A 21,466-nucleotide genomic window follows, 5' to 3' on the forward strand; every position below is an offset into this window, starting at 1 on the left:
GCCGAACAGATCTGCCAGGAAGTCGCGCATGGACCGGAAACTGCGTTTGTCGGCGTCGGGATTATAGGCGAGCCCCTTGTCCGGCATGTTGACTGCATGATCGGTGAACGCGTGCCCGGTGTGACCATAGGCGTGGATCTGCCAGTCGCAGCCCGACTGCGTCAGCTCTTCGGCGAGCGCGACCGTGGCGGCCGGAGGAGCGATAGGATCATCCCAGCCATGGCATATCAAAAGCTTCGCTGTCATGGCGGCATTGGGAAATGGTGGCGCGTCGTACACGCCATGGAAGCTGACGCCACCGGCAATATCCGCGCCGCTGCGCGCCAGGTCGAGCACGCATTTGCCGCCGAAGCAAAAGCCGATCGAGGCTGTCCGGCTCGCATCCACTTCCGGCAGGGATTTCAGGTGCGCGTGTGAAGCCTTGACCCGGTCGCGGAGCAATGTCCGATCGGCGTTGAGCGCGTTCATGTAGCGCGCCATATCCGGATCATCGCGGCTGGTGCGCTTCCCTTGGCCGTAAATGTCGGCGACGAACACCGTGTACCCAAGCGCCGCGACCTTTTCAGCATAGGCGAAATCTGCTTCCTTGGTCCCCAGAACATTGGGGAAGAGCAGAATGCCGGGCCGGGGTTCTCCTGCGCTCTTGTCCAGGACGGCCATACTCTCGAATGGGCCGCCAACGCCCTCATGAAGCGTGACGCGGCGGGTGATGGTCATGGGCAAGCCTCGCTCGAAATAACAGCGAAGCCGACATTAGGCTGGTGCAGACAGGAGACAAGGGCGCCTGTGCGCTGTCATTTCTCACATAAAAAAGGGCGCCCTCGCGAGAGGGACGCCCTTTCTTTTTCTGCTGAGCCGTTTCTTAGAAACGGTAGCCGAGGATCAGCGCAGCCTGGTGACGCTCGGGGTTCACGCTGCCGACGTTTTCGTAGCGCGAATAGCGATATTCAGCGCGAGCGATGAAGCCCTGGACGGTCGTTTCCAGACCGGCGCCCAGGCGGTAGCCGTCGAGCTTGATGCCGTCATCAGCAGCGTCTTCAAAACGAGCGTTGGTGTAGCCGCCCTTGGCATAGGCCATGACGTTCGGCACGATTTCGCCGCCGATGCGGACGCCAGCATAAAGGTCACGGTCCGAGCGAACGCCGAACTTCTTGACTTCGGAATCGGCGTATTCGCCTTCAATGCCGAACACCGCGCCGTTGACGTTGACGTCGTAGCCGACGATGCCGCCATAGAGCAGGCCGCTGTCATGGGTGTCGGCGTCGAAATCCACATGGTCGAGACCGACGACACCGGCGATGTAGGGACCGGAAAACGGCACGGCGTCCTGCGCGAAAGCGGGGGCCGAAACGCTGGCAAGCAGCAGCGCCGAAGCGATGAGTTTTTTCATGAGGAGGCTCCTTCTCTGGGTTCCTGTTGTCGTTGGGCGCGCTTTAGAGAGGCTGACGGGGGCGAGTAAAGCTTCGCAAACAACGACATGCCGCATTGCACCACGCACTGTGGCAATGTTGCATCACGTCTTGAAAGTGGATTATCGCGCTCCACCAGCTTCCAGGAAAGCTGGCCAGCCCCTTTTTCAGGCCTGCATCAAAGTTACAGGCTGCCATATCCTGGTGCTTCGCCGCGCGCCTGCTTGTCCAGCCGGGTAGGGCGTTTCCAGCCGATATGGGGGCGCTTGCGCAGCCGCAAGGTTGGCCAGTCGCCATTGTCCATATGTTCCGCGAGGCGCATGCCCTGCGCCCGATAGGCCGACAGAACGGCATCCGCCTGCTCCTTCAGCAATCCTGCGAGCAGGATCGTGCCGCCTTCTTCCACCAGCGCACATAGCGAGGGCGCAAGTTCGATCAGCGGACCGGCAAGGATGTTCGCGATCAGCAGATCATAGGGCGCTCGGGCTGCGATGGCCGGATGATCGACGCCCGCCGCGACATAGAGCGCGAGCTGGCCTTGTCCCTTTCCGGCCTGAATTTTATTGGCGGCAGCATTTGCCGTACTGATATCAACGGCAACCGGGTCGATGTCGGATGCCGTGGCATAAGCGCTGGGCCACAGGTGAAGCGCTGCGAACGCAAGCAATCCTGTTCCCGTGCCGATATCCGCAACATTTCCAAAGCGCATGCCGACACGACGCATGCGATCCAGCATCTGAAGACAGCCTGCGGTTGTTTCATGCTGCCCGGTGCCGAACGCGCGGCTTGCCTCGATCAGGAAGTTGACGTGCCCCGGCTGTTCCGGATCGCTGGCAAGGTTGCGGATGTGGAAGCGCCCGGCGGTAACCGGCTCCAGGCCCTGCTGGCTCAGCGTTACCCAATCCTCGTCGGGCAGCTGTTCGACCACCGGCTTGATACCATTCGCGCTCGGCACCAGCGAACGAAGAAGCTTGACCGCGGCGGGGCTGGGCTCGCCTTCGAAATAGGCGTCGAGTTGCCAGGCATTTTCATCGTCCGGCGTCGCTTCGCTGGTCATCAGCACCGGCGGCTTGTCCATGAGGGCAAAGGCCGCGATGTCGCCGTCCAACGCCTCCGCTTCGGCGCGGGTGCAGGGGAGGGTCACTTTCCAGCTTTGAGCGGATGAGGGCGCGGCATCGGTCATGGCGCGGCCTTTAGAACTTTGGACGGGAGAGGGGAAGCGGGGGGCGCTTTCCCCTCTACCTGTTTCGTCATGCCAGCGAAAGCTGGCATCTTTTATCGATGGTGCGAATTTGCCGTGCAAAACCCCGGCGTTGCCTGACGCCGCCCCTCGGGCGCTGGGATGACCGTTAGCGAGGGGCTCTGCAGGGCCCACCCCCGACCCCCCCCTGCGGGAGGGGAGAAAGGTTTAAGCCACTTGTCGTCCGAAATCGGACGATGCGGCGCGCAGACTGGCAAGCTTGCCTTCGACGCTCATGAAGCCGCGTTCCAGCTGGTCGATTTCCGAAGCGACGACCTCCGTATCCTGACGGATCGCGGAAATGGTGCTCGACATGGAGTCCGCCGCCAGCGCCGTCTCGTCGACAGCGGCGGTGATCATGGTGACCGTCTGGGCCTGCGCATCCATAGCATGGCGGATGCGATCGGCGCTCGATTGCACCTCGCCGACCGTGTCGCGAATCCGCTCGTTGGTTTCCACCGACTGCCGCGTCGAAGCCTGAATATCGGCGATCTTGCCCGCAATCTCGTCGGTGGCACGCGCTGTCTGGTTGGCGAGGCTCTTCACTTCCTGCGCAACGACAGCAAAGCCGCGTCCAGCGTCGCCTGCGCGGGCTGCTTCGATCGTGGCATTGAGGGCAAGGAGGTTCGTCTGGCCCGCAATGTCGCGGATCAGGCCGAGAATCGATTCGATGGATTTGGCATGTTCTGACAAGGTGGCGGACATCGTCACCGCATCCCCCGATTGGCGGGCGGCGCGCTGGGCGACGTCTGCGGCGCTCTCCACCTCGGTGCGGGCGTCCTCGATCGCGCGGATGAGACCCGCCGAAGTACGCGCCGCTTCTCGCATCGCAATGGCCGACTGTTCAGCCGCCGCAGCGACTTCAGAGGCCTTGCCGAGCATGCCGCGCGTGGCGGCGGAGGCGTCCTTCGCCTGTTCACGAAGCGATTCGCCCAGATGCGAAGCGCCGTCGATCTCGCCCATGATGCGCTGTTCGAACAGGGTGCCGATGCGCTGGCGCTCGTTGCGCTGGGCTTCGGCTTCGTCACCGGCGAAGGCATTGGTCATCATGCTGGCATCGACCATGCTGACCATCGTGATGATATTCACCAGCCGCTGACGAGTGGCGTCATCCGCAGCCTTTTGCCAAATGAGGCTCGTCAGCTTCTTGTTGGCTTCCGATACCGCCGTCAGGACGACACCCAGCGGCAAGCCGCGCTTGCGAGCCAGCCGCACGCAAGCAATGCAGCTGCCCGCCCAGCTGCCTGCTTCATAAAAGCTGAGCTTCTGCCGGACATATTCATGCGCTTCGGTCTCGATCTTCGCGATCGTCGAAGCGGCCAGCGTGCTGCGCAGATGCGACTGATCCATATAGCTGTCGAAGAAGGTGCGGGCCACGACCGACGAGGCGTCGCCTATCAGGTCACGAATTTCGCGCAGTCCCGCGGCCAATTCGCCGGTTGGATCGATTTCGGCCATGCTGGCGATCATTGCGCTCTTCGCTGGTGCGACGGACGTCATATGCGGCAAACCTCAATTGTCTTGTTCGTGTCCGAGGTCATAGCGCGATCTGGTTAATCAGTTCTTAGCCGAGATCGCCCGCCCGCGCGGCCAGCGCGGGTTGCCCTCTTGACCGATCGTGCCTAAGGGGACGGGAATCAGGGACAAGCATCAGGGACGTAGGTAGATATGGCGCGAACCACGAGCCGGCCGCTCTCGCCGCATTTGACGATCTGGAAATGGGGGCCGCACATGGCGATCTCCATCCTGCACCGCGTGACCGGCAACGGCCTTGCAACCGTTGGTGTGATGGGGGTTGTATGGTGGCTGATGGCGGCGGCGATCGGGCCGGAAGCCTATGCAAGCTTCATCCACTGCGCTACCTCGCCCCTGGGCTATCTGGTGATGGTCGGCATCAGCTGGTTCTTCTTTCAGCATATGATGTCGGGCATCCGCCACTGGGTGCTGGACCTGGGCGCGGGTTATGAACTCAACACCAACAAGCGGTGGGCGCTGGTGATCCCGTTTCTATCGACACTGGCCACCGTCGCGCTGTGGGCCTTTATTTTCGCGGGGAAATTCTGATGGGAACGGGAACCGGAATCGGCCGCGTTCGTGGCTTGGGCTCGGTGCGCCACGGCGCGGGCCATTGGCTGACGCATCGCTATACGTCGGTCAGCAACCTGCTGCTGGTGCTGTGGCTGATCTTCAGCCTCGTCAGCCTGCCGGGCCTGGATTATGAGAGCGTCCGCAACTGGATCGCCAATCCGCTCGTCGCCGTGCCGCTGATGCTGATGCTTGTCAGCGTCTTCTGGCACCTGCGCCTTGGCATGCAGGTGATGCTGGAGGATTATGTTCACGACAAGGGGCTGAACTTCTTCGCCATCCTGCTGCTCAACTTCTACACTATTGCTGGCGCCGCCGCTGGCATCTTCGCGATCGCCAAGATCGCGCTCACGGGGGTCGTCAAGTAATGACCGAAGCCTATAAGATCATCGACCACACCTACGACACCGTCGTGGTGGGCGCGGGCGGATCGGGCCTGCGCGCGACCATGGGCAGCGCCGAAGCGGGCCTGAAGACCGCCTGCATCACCAAGCTGTTCCCGACCCGCTCCCACACCGTGGCGGCGCAGGGTGGCATCGCGGCGAGCCTCGGCAACAACTCGCCCGACCACTGGACCTGGCATATGTACGACACCGTCAAGGGGTCGGACTGGCTGGGCGATCAGGACGCGATCGAATATATGGTGCGTGAAGCGCCTGCGGCCGTGATCGAGCTGGAACATGCCGGCGTGCCGTTCAGCCGCAACGAGAATGGGACGATCTACCAGCGTCCGTTCGGCGGCCATATGCAGAATATGGGCGCCGGCCCGCCAGTGCAGCGCACCTGCGCCGCCGCCGACCGTACCGGCCACGCCATGCTGCACGCTCTGTACCAGCAGAGCCTGAAATATGATGCGGACTTCTACATCGAATATTTCGCCATCGACCTGATCATGGAAAATGGCGAATGCCGTGGCGTGATCGCCATCTGCATGGAAGATGGCTCGATCCACCGCTTCCGCAGCCATGCGGTCGTGCTGGCGACGGGCGGCTATGGCCGCGCCTATTTCTCCGCCACCTCGGCACATAGCTGCACCGGCGACGGCGGCGGCATGGTGCTGCGCGCGGGCCTGCCACTCCAGGATTTGGAGTTCGTTCAGTTCCACCCGACCGGCATCTACGGCGCGGGCGTGCTGATCACCGAAGGCGCGCGCGGCGAGGGCGGTTACCTGACCAACTCCGAGGGCGAGCGCTTCATGGAGCGCTATGCCCCCTCGGCGAAGGATCTTGCGTCGCGTGACGTCGTGTCGCGCTCGATGGCGATGGAAATGCGCGAAGGGCGCGGCGTGGGTCCGAACAAGGATCACATCTACCTGCACCTCGACCATATCGATCCCAAGGTGCTGGCCGAGCGCCTGCCGGGCATCACCGAAAGCGGCAAGATTTTCGCGGGCGTCGACCTGACGCGCCAGCCGCTGCCTGTGACCCCGACCGTCCATTACAATATGGGCGGCATCCCCTGTAACTATCATGGCCAGGTGGTGACGAAGGTCGGCGATGATCCGGAAGTCGTCGTGCCGGGCCTCTATGCAGTCGGCGAAGCGGCCTGCGTGTCGGTCCATGGCGCTAACCGCCTGGGTTCGAACTCGCTGATCGACCTTGTCGTGTTCGGCCGCGCTACGGGCCTGCACCTCAAGGAAACGATCAAGCCCAATGGTTCGCACCGGCCGCTGCCGACCGACGCGGCCGATCTGGCGCTTTCGCGTCTCGACCATTATCGCAACGCCAAGGGCGGCTCGCCGACGGCGAAGATCCGCCTTGAAATGCAGCACACCATGCAGAAGCATGCCGCCGTGTTCCGCGACAGCGCGCTGCTGAGCGAGGGCGTCACCAAGATGGCGCAGGTCAATGCCAGCTTGGCTGATGTGGCGGTCAGCGACCGCTCGTTGATCTGGAACACCGACCTTATCGAGACGCTGGAACTGGACAATCTCATGTCCCAGGCGGTCTGCACCATGGTCAGCGCGGAAAATCGCAAGGAAAGCCGCGGTGCGCATGCGCATGAGGATTTCCCGAACCGCGACGACGAAAACTGGATGAAGCACACCGTCAGCTGGTTCGAGGGCTGGGGTGGCAAGGGCGGCAAGGTGTCGCTCGATTACCGCCCGGTGCACGACTATACGCTCACCGACGAAGCGGAATATATCAAGCCCAAGGCACGCGTTTACTAAGACGCTGCCTCAGGCAGGATGCGAGAGGGCGGGCTGCAAGGCTCGCCTTTTTTCGTTTATTGGGTCGTCTGACATATTGATGGAGGTGGCGATGTCGAACCCGAACAGACATTCTGGCCAATGCCATTGCGGCGCGGTCGCGTTCGAGGTTGAGCTGAGCAATGGCTTTGACAGCGCCCGGCGTTGCACCTGCTCATTTTGCCGTATGCGGGGTGCCGTAGCGGTGTCGGCAAAGCTCGATGGTCTACATGTCGTGCGAGGCGCGGACATGCTTACCAGCTATCGTTTCAATACAGGAGCAGCCGAGCACTTCTTCTGCTCGCGGTGGGGGATCTACACCCATCACCAGCGCCGCTCCAATGCGAACGAATATGGCGTGAACGTCGCAGGCCTCGAAGGAATGAGCCCCTTCGACTTCGATGAGGTTCCGGTGCTGGATGGTGAGAAGCATCCAAGCGATAATGGCGGGCGCGCGCGGATGGCGGGGGTGCTGAGGTTCGTTCGGGCGGGTAAGGATGATTAGGGCGAGTATTAAACGGGTGATATGTTGGGATTCTTCCCCTCCCGCAGGCGGGAGGGGCTAGGGGTGGGCGCGAGCGCAGCGAGCTTCCGGGGCGCTGTTCAAGAACAATCTCCCGCCGTTGCGCTGGCCCACCCCCTGACCCCCTCCCGCCTGCGGGAAGGGGGAATGGCTGCTATTCACCGACCCGAAACAGGCGGCCCAGGTGTTGCTGGTCCCCATCATCTGCTGACCCGCCTTGAGAATGGTAAACCCCCTCTGGCGCAGTGTCCCTCCTCTCGCTAAGTCTTCTTCCAATGACGATCGATCCTCTGGTCCTGTTGCAGGCCTATGCCATCGGCGTGTTTCCCATGTCCGATGATCGGGATGCGGAGGAGGTGTATTGGATCGAGCCCAAGCGGCGGGCGATCATGCCGCTTCATGGCTTTCACATGTCCCATTCGCTGGCCCGGACGATCCGCCGGGACAGATTCCGCGTAACGGCCAATCGCGACTTTGGCGGGATTGTATCGCTGTGCGCACAGGCGGCGAAGGACCGGCCTTCGACATGGATCAACAGGGAGATTGAACAGACATACCGGCATTTGCACGAGATCGGCTTCGCCCATTCGATCGAGGTATGGGACGGCGATGAACTGGTAGGCGGGCTTTACGGGGTCGCACTTGGCCAGGCATTTTTCGGTGAGAGCATGGTGTCGCGAAGGACCGACGCGTCAAAGGTCGCTCTTGCGTGGCTTACCGCACGGATGCGCTTTTCCGGCTTTACCCTCCTGGACTGCCAGTTCATGACCGAACATCTCCGGTCCCTGGGCGCCATAGAGATCAGCCAGAAGGACTATCTTGCGTTGCTGGCAGGTGCGCTCGGTGAAGTGCCGCTCGGTGCTGGGCGTTCGTCAGCATTGGCTGGCGGTTCGGGAGCCTGGGCGGAGCTGGCATTTGCCCCGCTGGCGGGGGACGCAGCGGCAGGGGGTTCGCCTTTGCTGCCCAGCTTGACCGTATCGGGGCCGCTTTCCGGCCAGGACATCGTACAGCTTCTCACCCAGACATCGTAAATCGGATGCTGCACGACATTGCGTTCAGGCCGCTCCTTGAACAGCCAGCCCGAAAAATTGCGGCGCCACCTGTTGTCGGCGGTACTGCGTACGTCGAGTTGGACGAAGGCGCCGGTTTCCTGGACATTTTCCCACGGCGCGCTGGTTTCGCAGGCTTGTAGCCGGACGATGGCGTCGCCCAGGCGCAAGGCGTCGCCGGGCTTCATCGTGAGGTCGGTCGTTATGCCGTTGCGCTTGTTGAGCAGTCCGATCACGGCCACCCGCTCCGCCATTGGGGTGCCGGGCAGGGCATCGGACCCGCCATTGCGGATCTTTTGCCCTTCGATCTTCACCGGACCGGTGCGATTTTCAGTCGGCGGCTCATTGTCGCCGCAGGCCGCCAGTGACAGCAGCAACGCAAGGGGCAGGATCGGCAGGACCGCCCCCGCCGGGCGCAGGATCATGATGCGTCGGGGCTCCACGCTTCATAGTCGCCGGTCGCGCGCTGACGCTGCGCACCTTTTTCGAGCGCGCCGGTCGGGCGGTAGGCATTGGGTGTGCCAGTCGCGTTGGGCGTGAAATCGCGTTCCCATATGCGCGGCGGGGGAAGGAAGCTTTCCGGCGTTCCCTCAATGGTGTGATGGAGCCAGCCGTGCCATTCCGCGGGCACGCGGCTGGCGTCGTTGTTGCCGTTGTAGATCACCCAACGGCGGGTGCGGCCGTGCACGTCCGTGCCGCCTTCATAATAGATGTTGCCCTGATGGTCTTCGCCCACCTTCTTACCCTTGCGGGAGGTGTAAAATGCGGTGCCGATGGTCGCGCCATTCCACCAGGTGAAGATCTTGGCCAGGATTCCCATGCGCCAAGCGCTTAGCGCCTGCCGTGGGGCATTGGCAAGGCGGATATGGCGTCATCGCGCGCGGGAAGGGCAGAAATCAAGCTCGCCGGGGCTCTTGATCGCGGGATCGACGCAACTGCCCCAGGATACGCTATCCCCCTCGGAAATGCCGAGTTCAGCGGCGCGTCCGCCCCGCAGTTCAAGGACGGCGGTCACCGGGACCCCGGCGGAAACCGGCACGCGTGAATAGGGCGCGGCGTTGGGGGCGATGAAGGCTATCGTGCCATCGGTCCGGATGAAGAGCATGTCCAGCGGGATCAGCGTGTCCTTCATCCAGAAGCTGGCGGTGCGCGGCGGCGTCATGGGGAACAGCATGCCGCCGTCCGCATCCAGCGACTTGCGGAACATCAGGCCCTTTTCCTGCTGCTGCGGCGTGACCGCGGTTTCCACGGCGAAGCGGTGGCTGCCGCCCTTCGTCCGGATTTCGAGCGGCAACAGATTGTCTTGCCGGGCTGCGGCGCTGGCGGTTTTCTCCGCCTTGGGCTGCGTCGGGGAGCAGCCAGCCAGCAAGGCGACGAGAAGGGGAAGAGCGATCCTCATGCCCCGCTGCTAGCCCAAAGCGGAAGAGGAGCGCCATAGATTTCGCCTCAGGCCGTCACTGGTCGCGTTCGGGCGGTTCCCCCGGAGCCGCGTCGATCCAGCGGCGCGCCGTTTCGAAACCATGCCCCGCCCGCAGGAAGGCGGCCAGAGCCTTGTCACGCTGCTTGGGATCGGCTGGTGCGGCGGCATAGGGGCCGAGGCGCTTTCGGCGAGCGAATCGATCGGCCGCGTCCCAGCTGTCGTTGGAAAGCTGCGTGTCCGCTTCTTCCCTGTCCGCATCGGCGATGCCGTCGGCACGGAGCGTCTGCGCTACCCGCCGCGCGCCATAGCCCCGACGGGTAAGCGCAGCACTTTTCATGACGGCAAAGCTGCGGTCATCGACATAGCGCAGTTCCGCAAGCCGTTCGACGAGCCGCTCCGGCGCGGGCGGGCCTTCGCCATCCCATCCACGTTCCTTTAGCTTGCGATTGAGATAGGCAAGCAGCTTCGCGCGGCTTGTTGCAAAGCGGCTGACATAGCGCAGCGCCAGATCGCGCAAGCTGTCGCCATCCAGAGGCGGTCGGGGGCGTATACCGGTCATGTCCGCATCTTCATGGCAATGGTTTATGCAAGCGCCGCCTTGATTATGCCACAGTGGGGCCGGAATTTTACCGCGCCTTATGCTGTAGAAAGCGACGCTGGAATGCAACTATCCGGTGCATCGCTGCTTCAAAGATGATAGCGGCCCCGCCGGAAGACAAGATGAAGACAATCGGGTGACGCCAATATGACGGGTTCGCAGAGCATGATGGCACCGACGCCGACCGAAGACAGCCTGCCTCGGCGCTTCTCCGATTTCGAGACCCTGGGCGAGGCGCTCGATTATGCGGCGAGCGGCCGGCGCGGCCTGAACTTCCATGATGCGCGCGGCAATCTGGCGCGGCCTTATCCTTTTTCGGAACTGCGCGACGACGCGATCGCCTGCGCTCAGCGGCTGATCGCCCATGGCGTCAAGCCAGAGGACCGCGTGGCCCTGGTCGCGGAAACGGGGGCGGATTTCGCGCAACTGTTCTTCGGGATCGTCTATGCGGGCGCCTGGCCGGTGCCGCTGCCGCTGCCCACCAGCTTCGGCGGCAAGGAAAGCTATATCGACCAGCTGAACGTCCAGTTGGATAGCTGCGACCCGATGCTGTTCCTCTTCCCCAAGGAACTGGAGGAGATGGCGGGCGAGTCCGGGCGGCAGAAGAATGTCGAGAGCATCGCTTTCGAGGATTTCATTGCGCGCGAGGCCGTGGCTTGCGATCTGCCGCAGGCGAGGGGCGACGAGATCGCCTATCTGCAATATTCCAGCGGTTCGACCCGCTTCCCCCATGGCGTGGCTGTGACGCACCATGCGCTGCTGAGCAATCTTGCCGCGCACAGTCATGGCATGCAGGTGCAGGACAGCGATCGCTGCATCAGCTGGCTGCCCTGGTATCATGACATGGGCTTGGTCGGCTGCTTCCTGTCGGTGGTCGCGAACCAGGTGTCGACCGACTATATGAAGACCGAGGATTTCGCCCGCCGTCCGCTGGCGTGGCTGGACCTGATCAGCCGCAACGAAGGCACCTCGATCAGCTATTCGCCGACTTTCGGTTACGACATCTGCGCGCGGCGCATGTCGAGTCAGACGAAGGCGCAGGACCGGTTCGACCTGTCGCGCTGGCGCCTTGCGGGCAATGGCGCGGACATGATCCGGCCTGACGTGATGCAGAGCTTCGTCGATGCGTTCGCCGACGCGGGTTTCTCGCCAAAGGCGTTCCTGCCGAGCTATGGCTTGGCCGAAGCCACGCTGGCCGTCACGATCATGCCTCCGGGCGAGGGTATCATCGTTGAACTGGTCGAGGAAACCGATCTCTCCGGCGGCGACGCGACCGAGGGACGGCCTCAGCGCTTCCGGTCGATCGTCAACTGCGGCAGGCCTGCCCGCGACATGATCGTGGAAATCCGCGACGAAGATGGCGCGCCGCTCGGCGAACGGCAGATCGGCAAGGTGTGGACCACCGGGCCTTCGCTGATGGTGGGCTATTTCCGCGATCAGGAAGCGACTGACGCCTGCATGGCGGACGGTTGGCTCGACACCGGCGACATGGGCTATCTGAGCGATGGCTATCTCTACATCGTCGGCCGCGCCAAGGACATGATCATCATCAACGGCAAGAACCACTGGCCGCAGGATATCGAATGGGCGGTGGAGCAGTTGCCAGGCTTCAAGCAGGGCGACATCGCCGCCTTCGCCATCACGACGCCGGGCGGCGAAGAAGCGCCCGCCGTGCTGGTGCACTGCCGCACGTCCGACAATGACGAGCGCACGCGGCTGCGCGACCAGATTCGCGAGCGGGTGCGGGCGATCACCGGCATGAACTGCGTCGTCGAACTGGTCCCGCCGCGCACCTTGCCACGCACCAGTTCGGGCAAATTGAGCCGGTCGAAGGCGCGCAACCTGTATCTGACGGGTGAGATCAGGCCCTACGATATCGCGGCCTGAGCAGGGCCTGCCTACGGGCAGGTCGCGCCAGATGGATATGGCGCGGGCTGGCGCTCCAGGTCATCGAAGGATGGGCAGCTGAGACCGGCTGATGTGGAAGTCTTCCGCTTAAAATTCCGTCAGCTCGTCTTTGCGGGGTGACGAAGATTTTTGGTTTGCGGAATGTTCGGTTTCTAGAAGAAGTCATTGTAAGCTGTCATTGATGGTTAGCCGTTCGGCCTATAGTTCGTCGGCTGGTGATGGCCTGCTGCCCAATAACGCGGCGATCAACAACCTGAGGAGAACAAAAATTGGCTATTGCGCTCAGCATGATCCGGCCTTTTTTCATGGTACGCGCACGGCAAACGCTTGCATATGCCGCGTGTTTGTTTCTCATGGCGGGGCTTGGCGCGCCTGCAATTGCCCAGAAATCTCCTGAGCGCATCACTTTAACACCGCAATCTAGTGATGGCGTGATCATGTTAAAGGTTGAGCAGTTTACTGCACCTTATCTGCTGATGATACAAAAAGCGGGTCAGTCCGGCTTTGGGTCACGCGTTTATACGTTGGTCGTGAAGCAGGGAAATCCCGGTGCGATCTACATCGGCAGGACTTTGAAGCCAGGCCGATACGTAATCCGCAGGATCTGGCAGCAAGCTGTGTGGGGCTTGCAGTTTTCCCGCAGCACGGTCGAATTTGACATCAGGCCGGGCCGAGTCAGCTACCTTGGCGATTTAAATGCCCGCGAGCTACTGGACAAATTGCAGTCGATGGCAGTTGCTGCCGACAAGCGAACCGTGAAGCTTGGGTCCGGTTACGTTACGTCCGACCACGGATTGACACCTCAGTTTGCGGGGAGGGACGTCGCCAGCATTCGGGAAGCCCAGCAGTTCAGTGAAACCGTGATGAAAGCCGATGCCAGCAGATTTGATGTCGCTGATATCACAGTCACACGCGAGGCTCCAAACAAGTGATGTTGGGCTCGGCTTGCCGCCCGCCGACCTGACTATGTCATTTCCATGATCATCTATAAGTCCTTGGCAACTGGGCGGTTACGCGGATTGAAGCGTACAGCCAGTTTGATCGGACTGCCAGCGCGCCGCTGACCGGCTGGGCTCAAGCCTTGGACAATTGCCGCTCGACTGTGGTCCACAAGGTCGCGAAGGCCTGCGCTGGCGGCGATGATGCAGCGAAGGAGCCTAGAGGCTTTCTCTGGACCGTCATCTGTTCGACCAGACTCGCCATCGGGATCGCGGCCCAACCGGGCTGTTCCTCCAGCGCTTTCCGGTGGAGGGCGCGGCGGCGGTCGACCATCGAATAGACGGGCAGGATCGGCGCATGCGATCCGCCGCGTTGGACGAGGTAGCGGGCGACTTCACCCATGGCCCGTTGCGACAGGGGGGAGGGGATGACCGGGATGACGATCATGTCGGCGGCGCGCAGCACCTGCTCGCTGGTTTCCGTAAGGCCGGGCGGGCAATCTAGGATGATGCGGTCATAATCCCGGCCTAAGCTGTCGATCAGCTTGGCGAGCCGCTTCTTTTTATCCATTTCCCGGAAGAGATGGTCCAGGCTGCGCAGGGACGTGTCGGCGGCGATGAGGTCAAGGCCGGGAACCGTCGAAGGCTGGATGAGCTTGCGGACCTCCACATCCTTGCTGAAGATCGCCTGGGCAGCATCGCGGCTCTGCCTGTCGGTGGAGATCAGCCAGCTGGACGCGGCTTGCGGATCGAGGTCCCACAGCAAAGTGCGCCGCCGCGAGATGGTGGCGGATGCCCAGGCGAGGTTGATCGCGAAAGTGGTCTTACCCACGCCACCCTTGAGGCTGTAAACGGCGATGGTCGCCAATGCCGGTTCCTTTGCCATGGGTGAAAGCTACGGCTTTGACCCGCCAAAGCAAGCGGACAATCATAGGTTAGTGACGCTGTCGTGACAGACGCGCGGACCTTGTGAAAAATCCCGCCGGAGAGACCGGCGGGATTTTCCTGTTTCGACCGAATGGATCAGGCCGCGGCGCGGCGTTCCTTCAGTTCCTCGTTCAGCATCTCCGCGAGCAGGAAGGCGAGTTCGAGGCTCTGCGCCGCGTTGAGGCGCGGGTCGCAATGCGTGTGGTAGCGATCGGCAAGGCCTTCGTCGGTGATGGCGATGGCGCCGCCGGTGCACTCCGTCACATTTTGTCCGGTCATTTCGGCATGGATGCCGCCACCGAAGCTACCTTCGGCGCGATGCACGGCGAAGAAGCCGCGCACTTCGGCCAGAATGCGATCGAAGGGCCGCGTCTTGTAGCCATTGGCCGCCTTGATGACGTTGCCGTGCATCGGGTCGCAGGACCAGACGACCGGATGACCTTCCTTCATGACCGCGCGAACGAGCTTGGGCAGGCCCGCCTCGATCTTGTCATGACCGTAGCGCGTGATGAGGGTAATGCGCCCGGCCTCACGCGAGGGGTTCAGGATGTCGAGCAGGCGGATCAGTGCGTCGGGCTCCAGGCTCGGGCCGCACTTCATGCCGATCGGATTGCCGATGCCGCGCAGATATTCGACATGCGCCGACCCTTCGAACCGCGTGCGATCGCCGATCCAGAGCATGTGCGCGGACGTGTCGTACCAGTCGCCGGTCAGCGAATCCTGCCGGGTCAGCGCCTGCTCATAGGGGAGCAGCAGCGCTTCATGGCTGGTGTAGAAGCTGGTCCCGCCAAGCTGCGGCACGGTTTCGGGCGAAAGGCCGCAGGCGCGCATGAAGTCGAGCGCCGCGCCGATCTGATCAGCGACGGCGTCGAACTTCGCGGCCAGCGGGCTGCGGCCCATGAAATCCAGCATCCAGCCATGGACACGGTCCAAGCTCGCATAGCCGCCCGTCGAGAAGGCGCGCAGCAGGTTGAGCGTCGCGGCCGACTGGTTGTAGGCGCGGATCATGCGTTCCGGATCGGGCTCACGCGACTCTGCTGTGAAGCCGATGTCGTTGACATTGTCGCCGCGATAGCTGGGCAGCTCCACGCCGCCGATCGTTTCCGTATCGGCCGAGCGGGGCTTGGCGAACTGGCCCGCCATGCGGCCGACCTTCACCACCGGCAGCTTGGACGCAAAGGTCAGCACCACCGCCATCTGCAACAGCACGCGGAAAGTGTCGCGGATGTTGTTGGGGTGAAACTCGGCGAAGCTTTCGGCGCAATCGCCGCCTTGCAGCAGGAATGCCTCGCCGGTCGTGACCTTGGCGAGTTCAGCCTTCAGGTTGCGCGCTTCGCCGGCAAAGACGAGCGGGGGAAACTGGCTGAGCTGACCCTCCACGGCGGCAAGCGCCTGTGCGTCACGATAGACGGGCATCTGAATGCCCTTATGCTCGCGCCAGCTTTCCGGCGTCCACTTCGCCGTCACGTCTTTTCTCCCAAAGCTATAGAAATAGGGGCCGCCCCTACGCTGATGTAGGGGCTAAAGCAAGTTTATACCAGCGGCGGAGGGCAAGGGGTGGCGCTGAGGCGCGGCGGGCACGAAGCGATATGGAGTTTGGTAAACCCGCAGCCTCTCCACCCGCCCTATCGCGGCGTCATTTCTCGCACGGATAATGTCCGTTCAAGGCCACGCTGACCAGAACCGAAGCGGGCGCGTTGCGCTGGTCAGGATAGCGTTGGAGATAGGCAACGACGATCTTTCGCACTTCTTCGGCTTGCATCCTGTCGGGCCAGCAATTGGGGAGCGCGCGGCCGATGAACACGTCTTTCTTGATGCCATCCACCGCCCCGACGATGTAGGCGGTGCAAGCCAGCGCATATTCGGGCGCCTTGTTGCGGCACTTGGCAAGCAATGTGCTGCCAGTCTCGAACATGAAATTCTGCGCAGCTACCGGAGACGCGGCAACGGGGCTTACAGCCCAAAGGAGCAGCGCCGCTGCGAGTTGCAATTTCATGGATGGATGGTGCCCTTCCGCCATGATCCTGTCCAGCCGGACAAGCGCAATCGCAGCACGTCCCGCCGCATCATAACGGTTTCGCAACTATATGGTAAATAATAGCTTTACCCCAGTTCCGGCCGCCAATCCCAGCGCAGCGGGTCGCCGTCCATGACCTCCACTCCACGAGCGATCAATATGTCCCTGATCTCGTCGGACAGGCCAAAATCCTTGGCGGCGCGCGCGGACTGGCGACGGTCCAGTTCCGCTTCAATCTCTTCAGGCGTGATCTGCGCACCCTTTGGCATGATGCGCAAGTCGGCCCGGCTAAGCTCCAGAAGATTGAGGCCTAGGGCTTGATCGAAGGCGGCGACGAGGCAGAGCTTTTCATCCACCGGCACCTTCTTGAGCGCAATGGCTTCTTCCAAAAGGGGCAGGGCGCGAGGCGTCATCAGGTCGTCGCTGATCGCTGCGTCAAATTGTTCGAGCAGTGGAGAAAGCTTGGTGTGCAGGTTGGCGCGAAGATAGTCGAGGCGCGGCGACTGCCAGGTCACGCCCTCTGCTCGCGCTTTGAGACCCTCGACAGCCATCACCAGCCGCTTGAGACGGGTGAGGGCCGCGCCGACGCTTTCCGCGCTGAATTCGAGCTCGCTGCGATAATGAGCGCCAAGGCATAGCAGGCGATAGGCGAGCGGATGGACGCCCGCGTCGATCAGCGAGAAGAGGGTAGTGAAGCCGCCCTTCGACTTGCTCATCTTGCCCTGGCGATCGACCAGGAAGTTGTTGTGCATCCACCAGCGCGCGCCAGTGAAGCCGGGCTGGGCGTCGGTGCAGCCGCAATAGGCTTGATTTTGTGCGATCTCATTGGGATGGTGGATTTCGCGATGGTCGATGCCGCCGGTGTGGATGTCGAACGGATGGCCAAGGCGCGCCTCGCTCATTACCGAGCATTCAAGGTGCCAGCCCGGCGCACCTTTGCCCCAAGGGCTGTCCCACTCCATCTGCCGCTGCTCCCCGGGTGGGGACTTGCGCCAGATGGCGAAGTCGGACGGATTGCGCTTGCCCGCGACCGGATCGATCCGGGCGTGGGCGGCGTCGTCCCGCCCGCCAGCCAGGGCGCCGTAATCGGGCACGCTGCTGCTGTCGAAATAGAGGCCGCTTTCCAGTTCGTAGCAATGCGCAGGGGCGATCTTCTTCGCGAACTCGATCATCTGCGGGACATAGTCGGTGGCGACGGTCCATTCGCTTGGCTCGATGATGTTGAGGTCCGCGATGTTCTGCTTGAACGCGTCGGTATAATGCGCCGCTATGTCCCAGATGCTTTTTGCCTGAGCGCGGGCGGCAGCCTCCATTTTATCATCGCCCGCGTCTGCGTCGCTCGTCAGGTGCCCGACATCGGTGATGTTGATGATGTGGGTGACGTGCATGCCTTTCCACAGCAATGTACGGCGCAGCGTGTCAGTGAACACATAAGCGCGCAGATTGCCGAGATGAGCGTAGTTGTAGACGGTCGGGCCGCAACTGTAGACGCGCGCATGGCCGGGGTCGATCGGGGCAAAAGGTTCGACGGCGCGGGTAAGGCTGTTGAACAGGCGCAGCGGGGCGTCGGCATGCTGATCATGGGGCATGGTGAAGCCATGTCGCGAACCGCATCGGGGGTCAACAGCGGACTGTCGCCTGATAAGCGCTATTTCTTCAGCGAGCGAGACGTTTGAAAACGGATGAGGGCGGATTGGATGGATGAGACCGGTTGGCTCTGGCCATCGTAGGCGACAGGTGGATTGTGGCTTTGCGTCAGCTGACCGCAGGCGATAGCGCCCAGCTGTCCAAGTTCTTGAAGTGGGGACGAGCCGCCGGGCAGGGGCGCGCAATCGGCAATTCGTCCATCGGCAGAGACCTCAAGTGCAACGCGAATATCCGCCGGATCTGGCGATCCGGAAGGCAACCGGTCCACGGTCAGCGCCACGACATGTTTTGGCGGTGCAGGCGGCAGGTTTTTCGCGGGAATGCGGAAGGTGATCCGGTGAAGATACAGGCCCGTCGTGGCTTGCCCTTTCCTGTCCATCGCCGGACTGAAACGGGCACGCTGCATAACCGTTTCACAAACGGATCGGGAGAAGGCCGATGGGCGCACAGGATCGCACCGGAACGGCATTCCGGATAAAGATGTCGTGATATGGGCGAGAAAATAGCCCCGCTCCGCCACTTGCAGGGAGGTTGGAGGATAATCTTCTTCTCTGACCCAATCAGCTGCGTCGATGGGATGCGGAGGCGTCAACGGCGCAGCGGCGAGAAGAAACAGGGGGACCATGCTTCACCTTATCTTTGTGTGAAAATGATAATGAATATCTATTATTCATTGTAACAAATTGTTTCCAGCGGGCCGATCCCTTGCCTTCATGCGTTCGACCTCCAATATTGCTTGTGCGGGCCGGGCCCCTCTGGCGGTTGGATAATCCAATCGTGATGTCGGACCGCATCGAGTGCGCTCGGTGCAGGTTCGTGGGCTTTATCCCCCCTCAAAGCTCCACGAAGACCGCGCCGGGCCACTCGATCCAATCAGCAGTTCGTTTTGAAGGATGGAGTTTTTACGCCGTGAACAATCCCGTTCGTACACCAAATTATGGGACGACGCAGGCGGCGCAACATGACGCCGGGCTGCGCAGTCACATGCTGGGCGTCTTCCGCAACATGGGGATCGGCCTGGTCATCACTGGCCTGGTCGCTGCCTTTATCGGCAATACGCCAGCGCTGGCCGCCGCGATCTTCAATACGCCGCTGAAGTGGGTGGCGATCTTCGCGCCGCTGGCGTTCGTGTTCTTCTTCAGCTTCCGCATTGAAAAGATGACTACGGCTGGCGCGCGGATGGCTTTCTGGGCCTTCTCGGCCGTCATGGGTGTGTCGTTGGCCAGCATTTTCCTGGTCTTCACAGGCGCCAGCATAGCGCAGGCCTTTTTCTCGGCGGCGGTGATGTTCCTTGCGATGGCGCTATGGGGCTACACGACCGGGCGTGACCTGTCGAAGATGGGCTCGTTCCTGATCATGGGCCTGATCGGTATCCTGGTCGCCAGCCTCATCAACATCTTCATCGGCTCTTCGGCCATGCAGATGGTGATCTCGATCATCGGCGTCGTGGTCTTCACTGGCCTGACCGCCTGGGACGTGCAGCGCATCAAGTCGGAATATTTCTACTATGCCGGTCATGAGGTCGCGCAGAAGATGCAGGTGATGGGCGCGCTGTCGCTGTACCTGAATTTCGTGAACCTGTTCCAGATGCTGCTGAGCCTGACGGGCGAACGGGAATAATGATGCGCACGCCCGAAGCCGTGTCGGCGATGCTCTGCCCGGTCTGTCATGTCGGACTATCGATGACGGACCGGCAGGGGGTGGAGATTGACTATTGCCCGCAATGCCGGGGCGTGTGGTTGGACCGGGGTGAACTCGACAAGATCATCGAGCGGTCGGGGACGGCCACCGCAGCGCCACCGCCTCAGCAGCCTCATTATCGGCCTGATCGCGATTATCGTGACGATGGCCGATATTATCAGAAGAAGCGCAAGAAGAGCTTCCTGGAAGAACTGTTCGATTAGGACGGCCGTTGCGCCGTCCCTTTTTTGAAGCGCTTGCCTCTGCCCGCTGATCCTTTAGAGCTTTCCTTCAGTTCCACTTCGCGGCCAGGATTTTAATGTCGATAAGCAATGCACCTCAGATGGAGGTCACCCCCGTCATTCTCGCCGGGGGGTCTGGCACTCGCCTTTGGCCGTTGTCGCGCAAATCCTATCCCAAGCAGTTCGTGCCGCTGCTGGGCGATACGACATTGTTCCAATCGGTAGCGCGGCGTCTTTCCGGCAAGGCTGAGAAATTTTCCTTTGGTCGGCCGCTGGTCCTTACCAACTCGCTATTCCGCTTCATCATCGCCGAGCAGTTGGCAAAGGAGAATATCGATCCGCAGGCCATCCTGATTGAGCCGGAAGGGCGCAATACGGCCCCTGCGATATTGGCCGCGGCGTTGCATCTGGTGGTGAGCAAGCCGGATGCTGTCATGCTGGTGGCGCCTTCGGACCATGTCGTGCCCGATGTGTCGGCATTTCATGAAGCTGTCGGCAAGGGCCTCGGCGCGGCGCAGGGTGGCGATCTGGTGACTTTTGGGATCAAGCCGACGCGCCCGGAAACGGGCTATGGCTATCTTCAGGCGCACAGCAGGCCCGATGGCACGGGCGAGCCGATCAAGCTTGCTAGCTTCGTTGAAAAGCCCAATGCGGCCGGGGCAGAAGAGATGCTGGCGACGGGCGACTATCTGTGGAACGCGGGAATTTTCCTGTTCGCTGCCAAGGATTTGATCGCGGCCTTCGAGCAGCATGCGCCGGGCATTCTCGCGGCTGTGCGCGGGGCTGTCGAACAGGCGGAAAGCGATCTCGGCTTCCTGCGGCTGGCCCCGGAACCTTGGGGAGAGGCGGAAAGCGTCGCAATCGATTATGCGATCATGGAGCGGGCGGCCAATCTGTCGGTCGTACCGTTTGACGCCGAATGGTCTGATCTGGGCGGTTGGGACGCCGTTTGGAGCCATTCGCAGCCTGATGACAATGGGGTTGCGCTCTCGGGCGCGGCAACGGCGTTGGATTGCCGCGACACATTGCTGCGGTCGGAAAGCGAGGGGCTGGAGTTGGTCGGGCTCGGTCTCGACAATATCGTCGCGGTCGCGATGAACGACGCGGTGTTGATCGCAGACAAGTCGCGCACGCAGGATGTGAAGCTGGTCGTGGAAGCGCTACAACGCAAAGGCGCATCGCAGGCGGAGGCATTTCCGAAGGATCACCGGCCATGGGGCTGGTATGAGAGCCTGGTGGTCGGCTCGCGCTTTCAGGTGAAGCGCATCACCGTGCTGCCCGGAGCGTCTCTCAGCTTGCAGAGCCATTTCCACCGCTCTGAACATTGGATCATCGTCGAGGGCACGGCTAAGGTGACGGTGGGCGAGGATGTGCAGTTGCTGTCAGAGAACCAATCCGTCTATGTGCCGGTGGGGGCAGTGCATCGGATCGAGAACCCGGGGCGTATCCCGATGGTGTTCATCGAGGTGCAGACCGGGTCCTACGTGGGCGAGGATGACATTGTGCGCTATGAGGATCGTTACGCGCGCAATTGATCTGCGTTGGTCCCGCTGCGATTGGGAACTGAGGTGAGGCCCGGGTCCGGATCACGAGAT

Annotated in this window: 22 protein-coding genes and 1 pseudogene; 10 read left to right on the forward strand and 13 right to left on the reverse strand. The window is 61.9% G+C overall.

Annotated elements, in window-relative coordinates; genetic code table 11:
• The 4 genes from NCHOL11_RS02605 to NCHOL11_RS02620 form a co-directional block, all read right to left on the reverse strand.
• Positions 1–717: dienelactone hydrolase family protein (locus NCHOL11_RS02605; RefSeq protein WP_097090940.1), on the reverse strand; the 717-nt coding region annotated here is incomplete at its 3' end.
• 145 nt (positions 718–862) lie between these two features.
• The gene (locus tag NCHOL11_RS02610; RefSeq protein WP_176502166.1) at positions 863–1,390 is read right to left on the reverse strand and encodes a porin family protein; all 528 of its coding nucleotides are present in this window, start codon (positions 1,388–1,390) and stop codon (positions 863–865) included.
• A 203-nt stretch (positions 1,391–1,593) separates the two neighbouring features.
• The gene (locus NCHOL11_RS02615; RefSeq protein ID WP_097090942.1) at positions 1,594–2,592 is read right to left on the reverse strand and encodes a 50S ribosomal protein L11 methyltransferase; all 999 of its coding nucleotides are present in this window, start codon (positions 2,590–2,592) and stop codon (positions 1,594–1,596) included.
• 225 nt (positions 2,593–2,817) lie between these two features.
• Positions 2,818–4,149 (reverse strand): methyl-accepting chemotaxis protein, encoded by a 1,332-nt coding sequence (locus tag NCHOL11_RS02620; RefSeq protein WP_097090943.1) that lies wholly within the window; start codon positions 4,147–4,149, stop codon positions 2,818–2,820.
• Between the two features lie 168 nt (positions 4,150–4,317).
• Here NCHOL11_RS02620 and sdhC point away from each other — a divergent pair, with 168 nt between their 5' ends.
• The 5 genes from sdhC to aat all read left to right on the forward strand — a co-directional run bounded on the left by sdhC (position 4,318) and on the right by aat (position 8,476).
• The gene (gene sdhC, locus NCHOL11_RS02630; protein WP_097090944.1) at positions 4,318–4,713 is read left to right on the forward strand and encodes a succinate dehydrogenase, cytochrome b556 subunit; all 396 of its coding nucleotides are present in this window, start codon (positions 4,318–4,320) and stop codon (positions 4,711–4,713) included.
• Entirely contained in the window at positions 4,713–5,102 is a 390-nt protein-coding gene (gene sdhD, locus NCHOL11_RS02635) for a succinate dehydrogenase, hydrophobic membrane anchor protein (protein WP_097090945.1), read from the forward strand. Before sdhC ends, sdhD begins: the two co-directional genes overlap by 1 nt.
• Complete coding sequence (sdhA, locus tag NCHOL11_RS02640; protein WP_097090946.1) at positions 5,102–6,904, forward strand: succinate dehydrogenase flavoprotein subunit; 1,803 nt, start codon at positions 5,102–5,104, stop codon at positions 6,902–6,904. Before sdhD ends, sdhA begins: the two co-directional genes overlap by 1 nt.
• A 91-nt stretch (positions 6,905–6,995) precedes the next feature.
• Positions 6,996–7,427, forward strand: a complete 432-nt coding sequence (locus tag NCHOL11_RS02645; protein WP_097092674.1) for a GFA family protein — start codon at positions 6,996–6,998, stop codon at positions 7,425–7,427.
• 293 nt (positions 7,428–7,720) lie between these two features.
• On the forward strand, positions 7,721–8,476 hold the full coding sequence (gene aat, locus NCHOL11_RS02650; protein WP_097090947.1) for a leucyl/phenylalanyl-tRNA--protein transferase: 756 nt from the start codon (positions 7,721–7,723) through the stop codon (positions 8,474–8,476).
• A 35-nt stretch (positions 8,477–8,511) separates the two neighbouring features.
• Here aat and NCHOL11_RS18775 read toward each other — a convergent pair.
• From NCHOL11_RS18775 to NCHOL11_RS02670, 4 genes and pseudogenes are all read right to left on the reverse strand, one after another.
• A pseudogene (locus NCHOL11_RS18775) lies at positions 8,512–8,919 on the reverse strand (DUF2155 domain-containing protein); the annotation flags it as partial.
• A complete protein-coding gene (locus NCHOL11_RS02660; RefSeq protein WP_097090948.1) occupies positions 8,916–9,314 on the reverse strand; it encodes an NADH:ubiquinone oxidoreductase subunit NDUFA12 in 399 nt (132 codons plus the stop codon). The pseudogene NCHOL11_RS18775 and the gene NCHOL11_RS02660, both read right to left, overlap by 4 nt.
• 51 nt (positions 9,315–9,365) lie before the next feature.
• Complete coding sequence (locus NCHOL11_RS02665) at positions 9,366–9,893, reverse strand: DUF192 domain-containing protein (RefSeq protein ID WP_097090949.1); 528 nt, start codon at positions 9,891–9,893, stop codon at positions 9,366–9,368.
• 55 nt (positions 9,894–9,948) lie between these two features.
• A complete protein-coding gene (locus NCHOL11_RS02670; RefSeq protein WP_097090950.1) occupies positions 9,949–10,473 on the reverse strand; it encodes a regulatory protein RecX in 525 nt (174 codons plus the stop codon).
• A gap of 204 nt (positions 10,474–10,677) precedes the next feature.
• Between NCHOL11_RS02670 and NCHOL11_RS02675 the strand changes: the two genes are divergently transcribed.
• On the forward strand, positions 10,678–12,399 hold the full coding sequence (locus tag NCHOL11_RS02675) for a fatty acyl-AMP ligase (RefSeq protein WP_097092675.1): 1,722 nt from the start codon (positions 10,678–10,680) through the stop codon (positions 12,397–12,399).
• Positions 12,400–12,689: 290 nt separating this feature from the next.
• On the forward strand, positions 12,690–13,352 hold the full coding sequence (locus NCHOL11_RS02680; protein WP_141397798.1) for a hypothetical protein: 663 nt from the start codon (positions 12,690–12,692) through the stop codon (positions 13,350–13,352).
• A gap of 142 nt (positions 13,353–13,494) precedes the next feature.
• Here the strand turns inward: NCHOL11_RS02680 and NCHOL11_RS02685 are convergent, their stop codons facing one another.
• From NCHOL11_RS02685 to NCHOL11_RS17975, 5 genes are all read right to left on the reverse strand, one after another.
• A complete protein-coding gene (locus tag NCHOL11_RS02685; RefSeq protein WP_097090952.1) occupies positions 13,495–14,244 on the reverse strand; it encodes a ParA family protein in 750 nt (249 codons plus the stop codon).
• Between the two features lie 137 nt (positions 14,245–14,381).
• Complete coding sequence (locus NCHOL11_RS02690; RefSeq protein WP_097090953.1) at positions 14,382–15,752, reverse strand: class II 3-deoxy-7-phosphoheptulonate synthase; 1,371 nt, start codon at positions 15,750–15,752, stop codon at positions 14,382–14,384.
• A 169-nt stretch (positions 15,753–15,921) separates the two neighbouring features.
• Positions 15,922–16,281 carry a Rap1a/Tai family immunity protein gene (locus NCHOL11_RS02695; RefSeq protein ID WP_255254689.1) on the reverse strand — a complete coding sequence of 120 codons (360 nt, stop codon included), beginning with the start codon at positions 16,279–16,281 and terminating at the stop codon, positions 15,922–15,924.
• Between the two features lie 107 nt (positions 16,282–16,388).
• Complete coding sequence (cysS, locus tag NCHOL11_RS02700) at positions 16,389–17,891, reverse strand: cysteine--tRNA ligase (RefSeq protein ID WP_097090954.1); 1,503 nt, start codon at positions 17,889–17,891, stop codon at positions 16,389–16,391.
• Between the two features lie 59 nt (positions 17,892–17,950).
• Positions 17,951–18,574, reverse strand: coding sequence for a hypothetical protein (locus NCHOL11_RS17975; protein WP_141397799.1), 624 nt, complete (start codon positions 18,572–18,574; stop codon positions 17,951–17,953).
• Positions 18,575–18,858: 284 nt separating this feature from the next.
• Here NCHOL11_RS17975 and NCHOL11_RS02715 point away from each other — a divergent pair, with 284 nt between their 5' ends.
• The 3 genes from NCHOL11_RS02715 (at position 18,859) to NCHOL11_RS02725 (ending at position 21,406) form a co-directional block, all read left to right on the forward strand.
• Positions 18,859–19,569, forward strand: coding sequence for a Bax inhibitor-1/YccA family protein (locus tag NCHOL11_RS02715; protein ID WP_097090957.1), 711 nt, complete (start codon positions 18,859–18,861; stop codon positions 19,567–19,569).
• A gap of 2 nt (positions 19,570–19,571) precedes the next feature.
• Entirely contained in the window at positions 19,572–19,853 is a 282-nt protein-coding gene (locus NCHOL11_RS02720; protein ID WP_097092677.1) for a TFIIB-type zinc ribbon-containing protein, read from the forward strand.
• A 95-nt stretch (positions 19,854–19,948) separates the two neighbouring features.
• Entirely contained in the window at positions 19,949–21,406 is a 1,458-nt protein-coding gene (locus NCHOL11_RS02725) for a mannose-1-phosphate guanylyltransferase/mannose-6-phosphate isomerase (RefSeq protein ID WP_217991036.1), read from the forward strand.
• Positions 21,407–21,466 lie beyond the last annotated feature (60 nt).

Source organism: Novosphingobium sp. Chol11 (genome assembly GCF_900218065.1).
Taxonomy (GTDB): Bacteria; Pseudomonadota; Alphaproteobacteria; order Sphingomonadales; family Sphingomonadaceae; genus Sphingobium; species Sphingobium agri.

Excerpts from the sequence above, each read along its gene's own strand:
- aat (WP_097090947.1), top strand. The coding sequence starts at position 7,721 with ATGACGATCGATCCTCTGGTCCTGTTGCAGGCCTATGCCATCGGCGTG.
- NCHOL11_RS02725 (WP_217991036.1), top strand. The coding sequence starts at position 19,949 with ATGTCGATAAGCAATGCACCTCAGATGGAGGTCACCCCCGTCATTCTC.
- NCHOL11_RS02695 (WP_255254689.1), bottom strand. The coding sequence starts at position 16,281 with ATGAAATTGCAACTCGCAGCGGCGCTGCTCCTTTGGGCTGTAAGCCCC.
- NCHOL11_RS02610 (WP_176502166.1), bottom strand. The coding sequence starts at position 1,390 with ATGAAAAAACTCATCGCTTCGGCGCTGCTGCTTGCCAGCGTTTCGGCC.
- NCHOL11_RS02670 (WP_097090950.1), bottom strand. The coding sequence starts at position 10,473 with ATGACCGGTATACGCCCCCGACCGCCTCTGGATGGCGACAGCTTGCGC.
- NCHOL11_RS02615 (WP_097090942.1), bottom strand. The coding sequence starts at position 2,592 with ATGACCGATGCCGCGCCCTCATCCGCTCAAAGCTGGAAAGTGACCCTC.
- cysS (WP_097090954.1), bottom strand. The coding sequence starts at position 17,891 with ATGCCCCATGATCAGCATGCCGACGCCCCGCTGCGCCTGTTCAACAGC.
- sdhD (WP_097090945.1), top strand. The coding sequence starts at position 4,713 with ATGGGAACGGGAACCGGAATCGGCCGCGTTCGTGGCTTGGGCTCGGTG.
- NCHOL11_RS02660 (WP_097090948.1), bottom strand. The coding sequence starts at position 9,314 with ATGGGAATCCTGGCCAAGATCTTCACCTGGTGGAATGGCGCGACCATC.
- NCHOL11_RS02685 (WP_097090952.1), bottom strand. The coding sequence starts at position 14,244 with ATGGCAAAGGAACCGGCATTGGCGACCATCGCCGTTTACAGCCTCAAG.
- sdhC (WP_097090944.1), top strand. The coding sequence starts at position 4,318 with ATGGCGCGAACCACGAGCCGGCCGCTCTCGCCGCATTTGACGATCTGG.
- NCHOL11_RS02675 (WP_097092675.1), top strand. The coding sequence starts at position 10,678 with ATGATGGCACCGACGCCGACCGAAGACAGCCTGCCTCGGCGCTTCTCC.
- NCHOL11_RS02620 (WP_097090943.1), bottom strand. The coding sequence starts at position 4,149 with ATGACGTCCGTCGCACCAGCGAAGAGCGCAATGATCGCCAGCATGGCC.
- sdhA (WP_097090946.1), top strand. The coding sequence starts at position 5,102 with ATGACCGAAGCCTATAAGATCATCGACCACACCTACGACACCGTCGTG.
- NCHOL11_RS02720 (WP_097092677.1), top strand. The coding sequence starts at position 19,572 with ATGCGCACGCCCGAAGCCGTGTCGGCGATGCTCTGCCCGGTCTGTCAT.
- NCHOL11_RS02665 (WP_097090949.1), bottom strand. The coding sequence starts at position 9,893 with ATGAGGATCGCTCTTCCCCTTCTCGTCGCCTTGCTGGCTGGCTGCTCC.
- NCHOL11_RS02645 (WP_097092674.1), top strand. The coding sequence starts at position 6,996 with ATGTCGAACCCGAACAGACATTCTGGCCAATGCCATTGCGGCGCGGTC.
- NCHOL11_RS17975 (WP_141397799.1), bottom strand. The coding sequence starts at position 18,574 with ATGGTCCCCCTGTTTCTTCTCGCCGCTGCGCCGTTGACGCCTCCGCAT.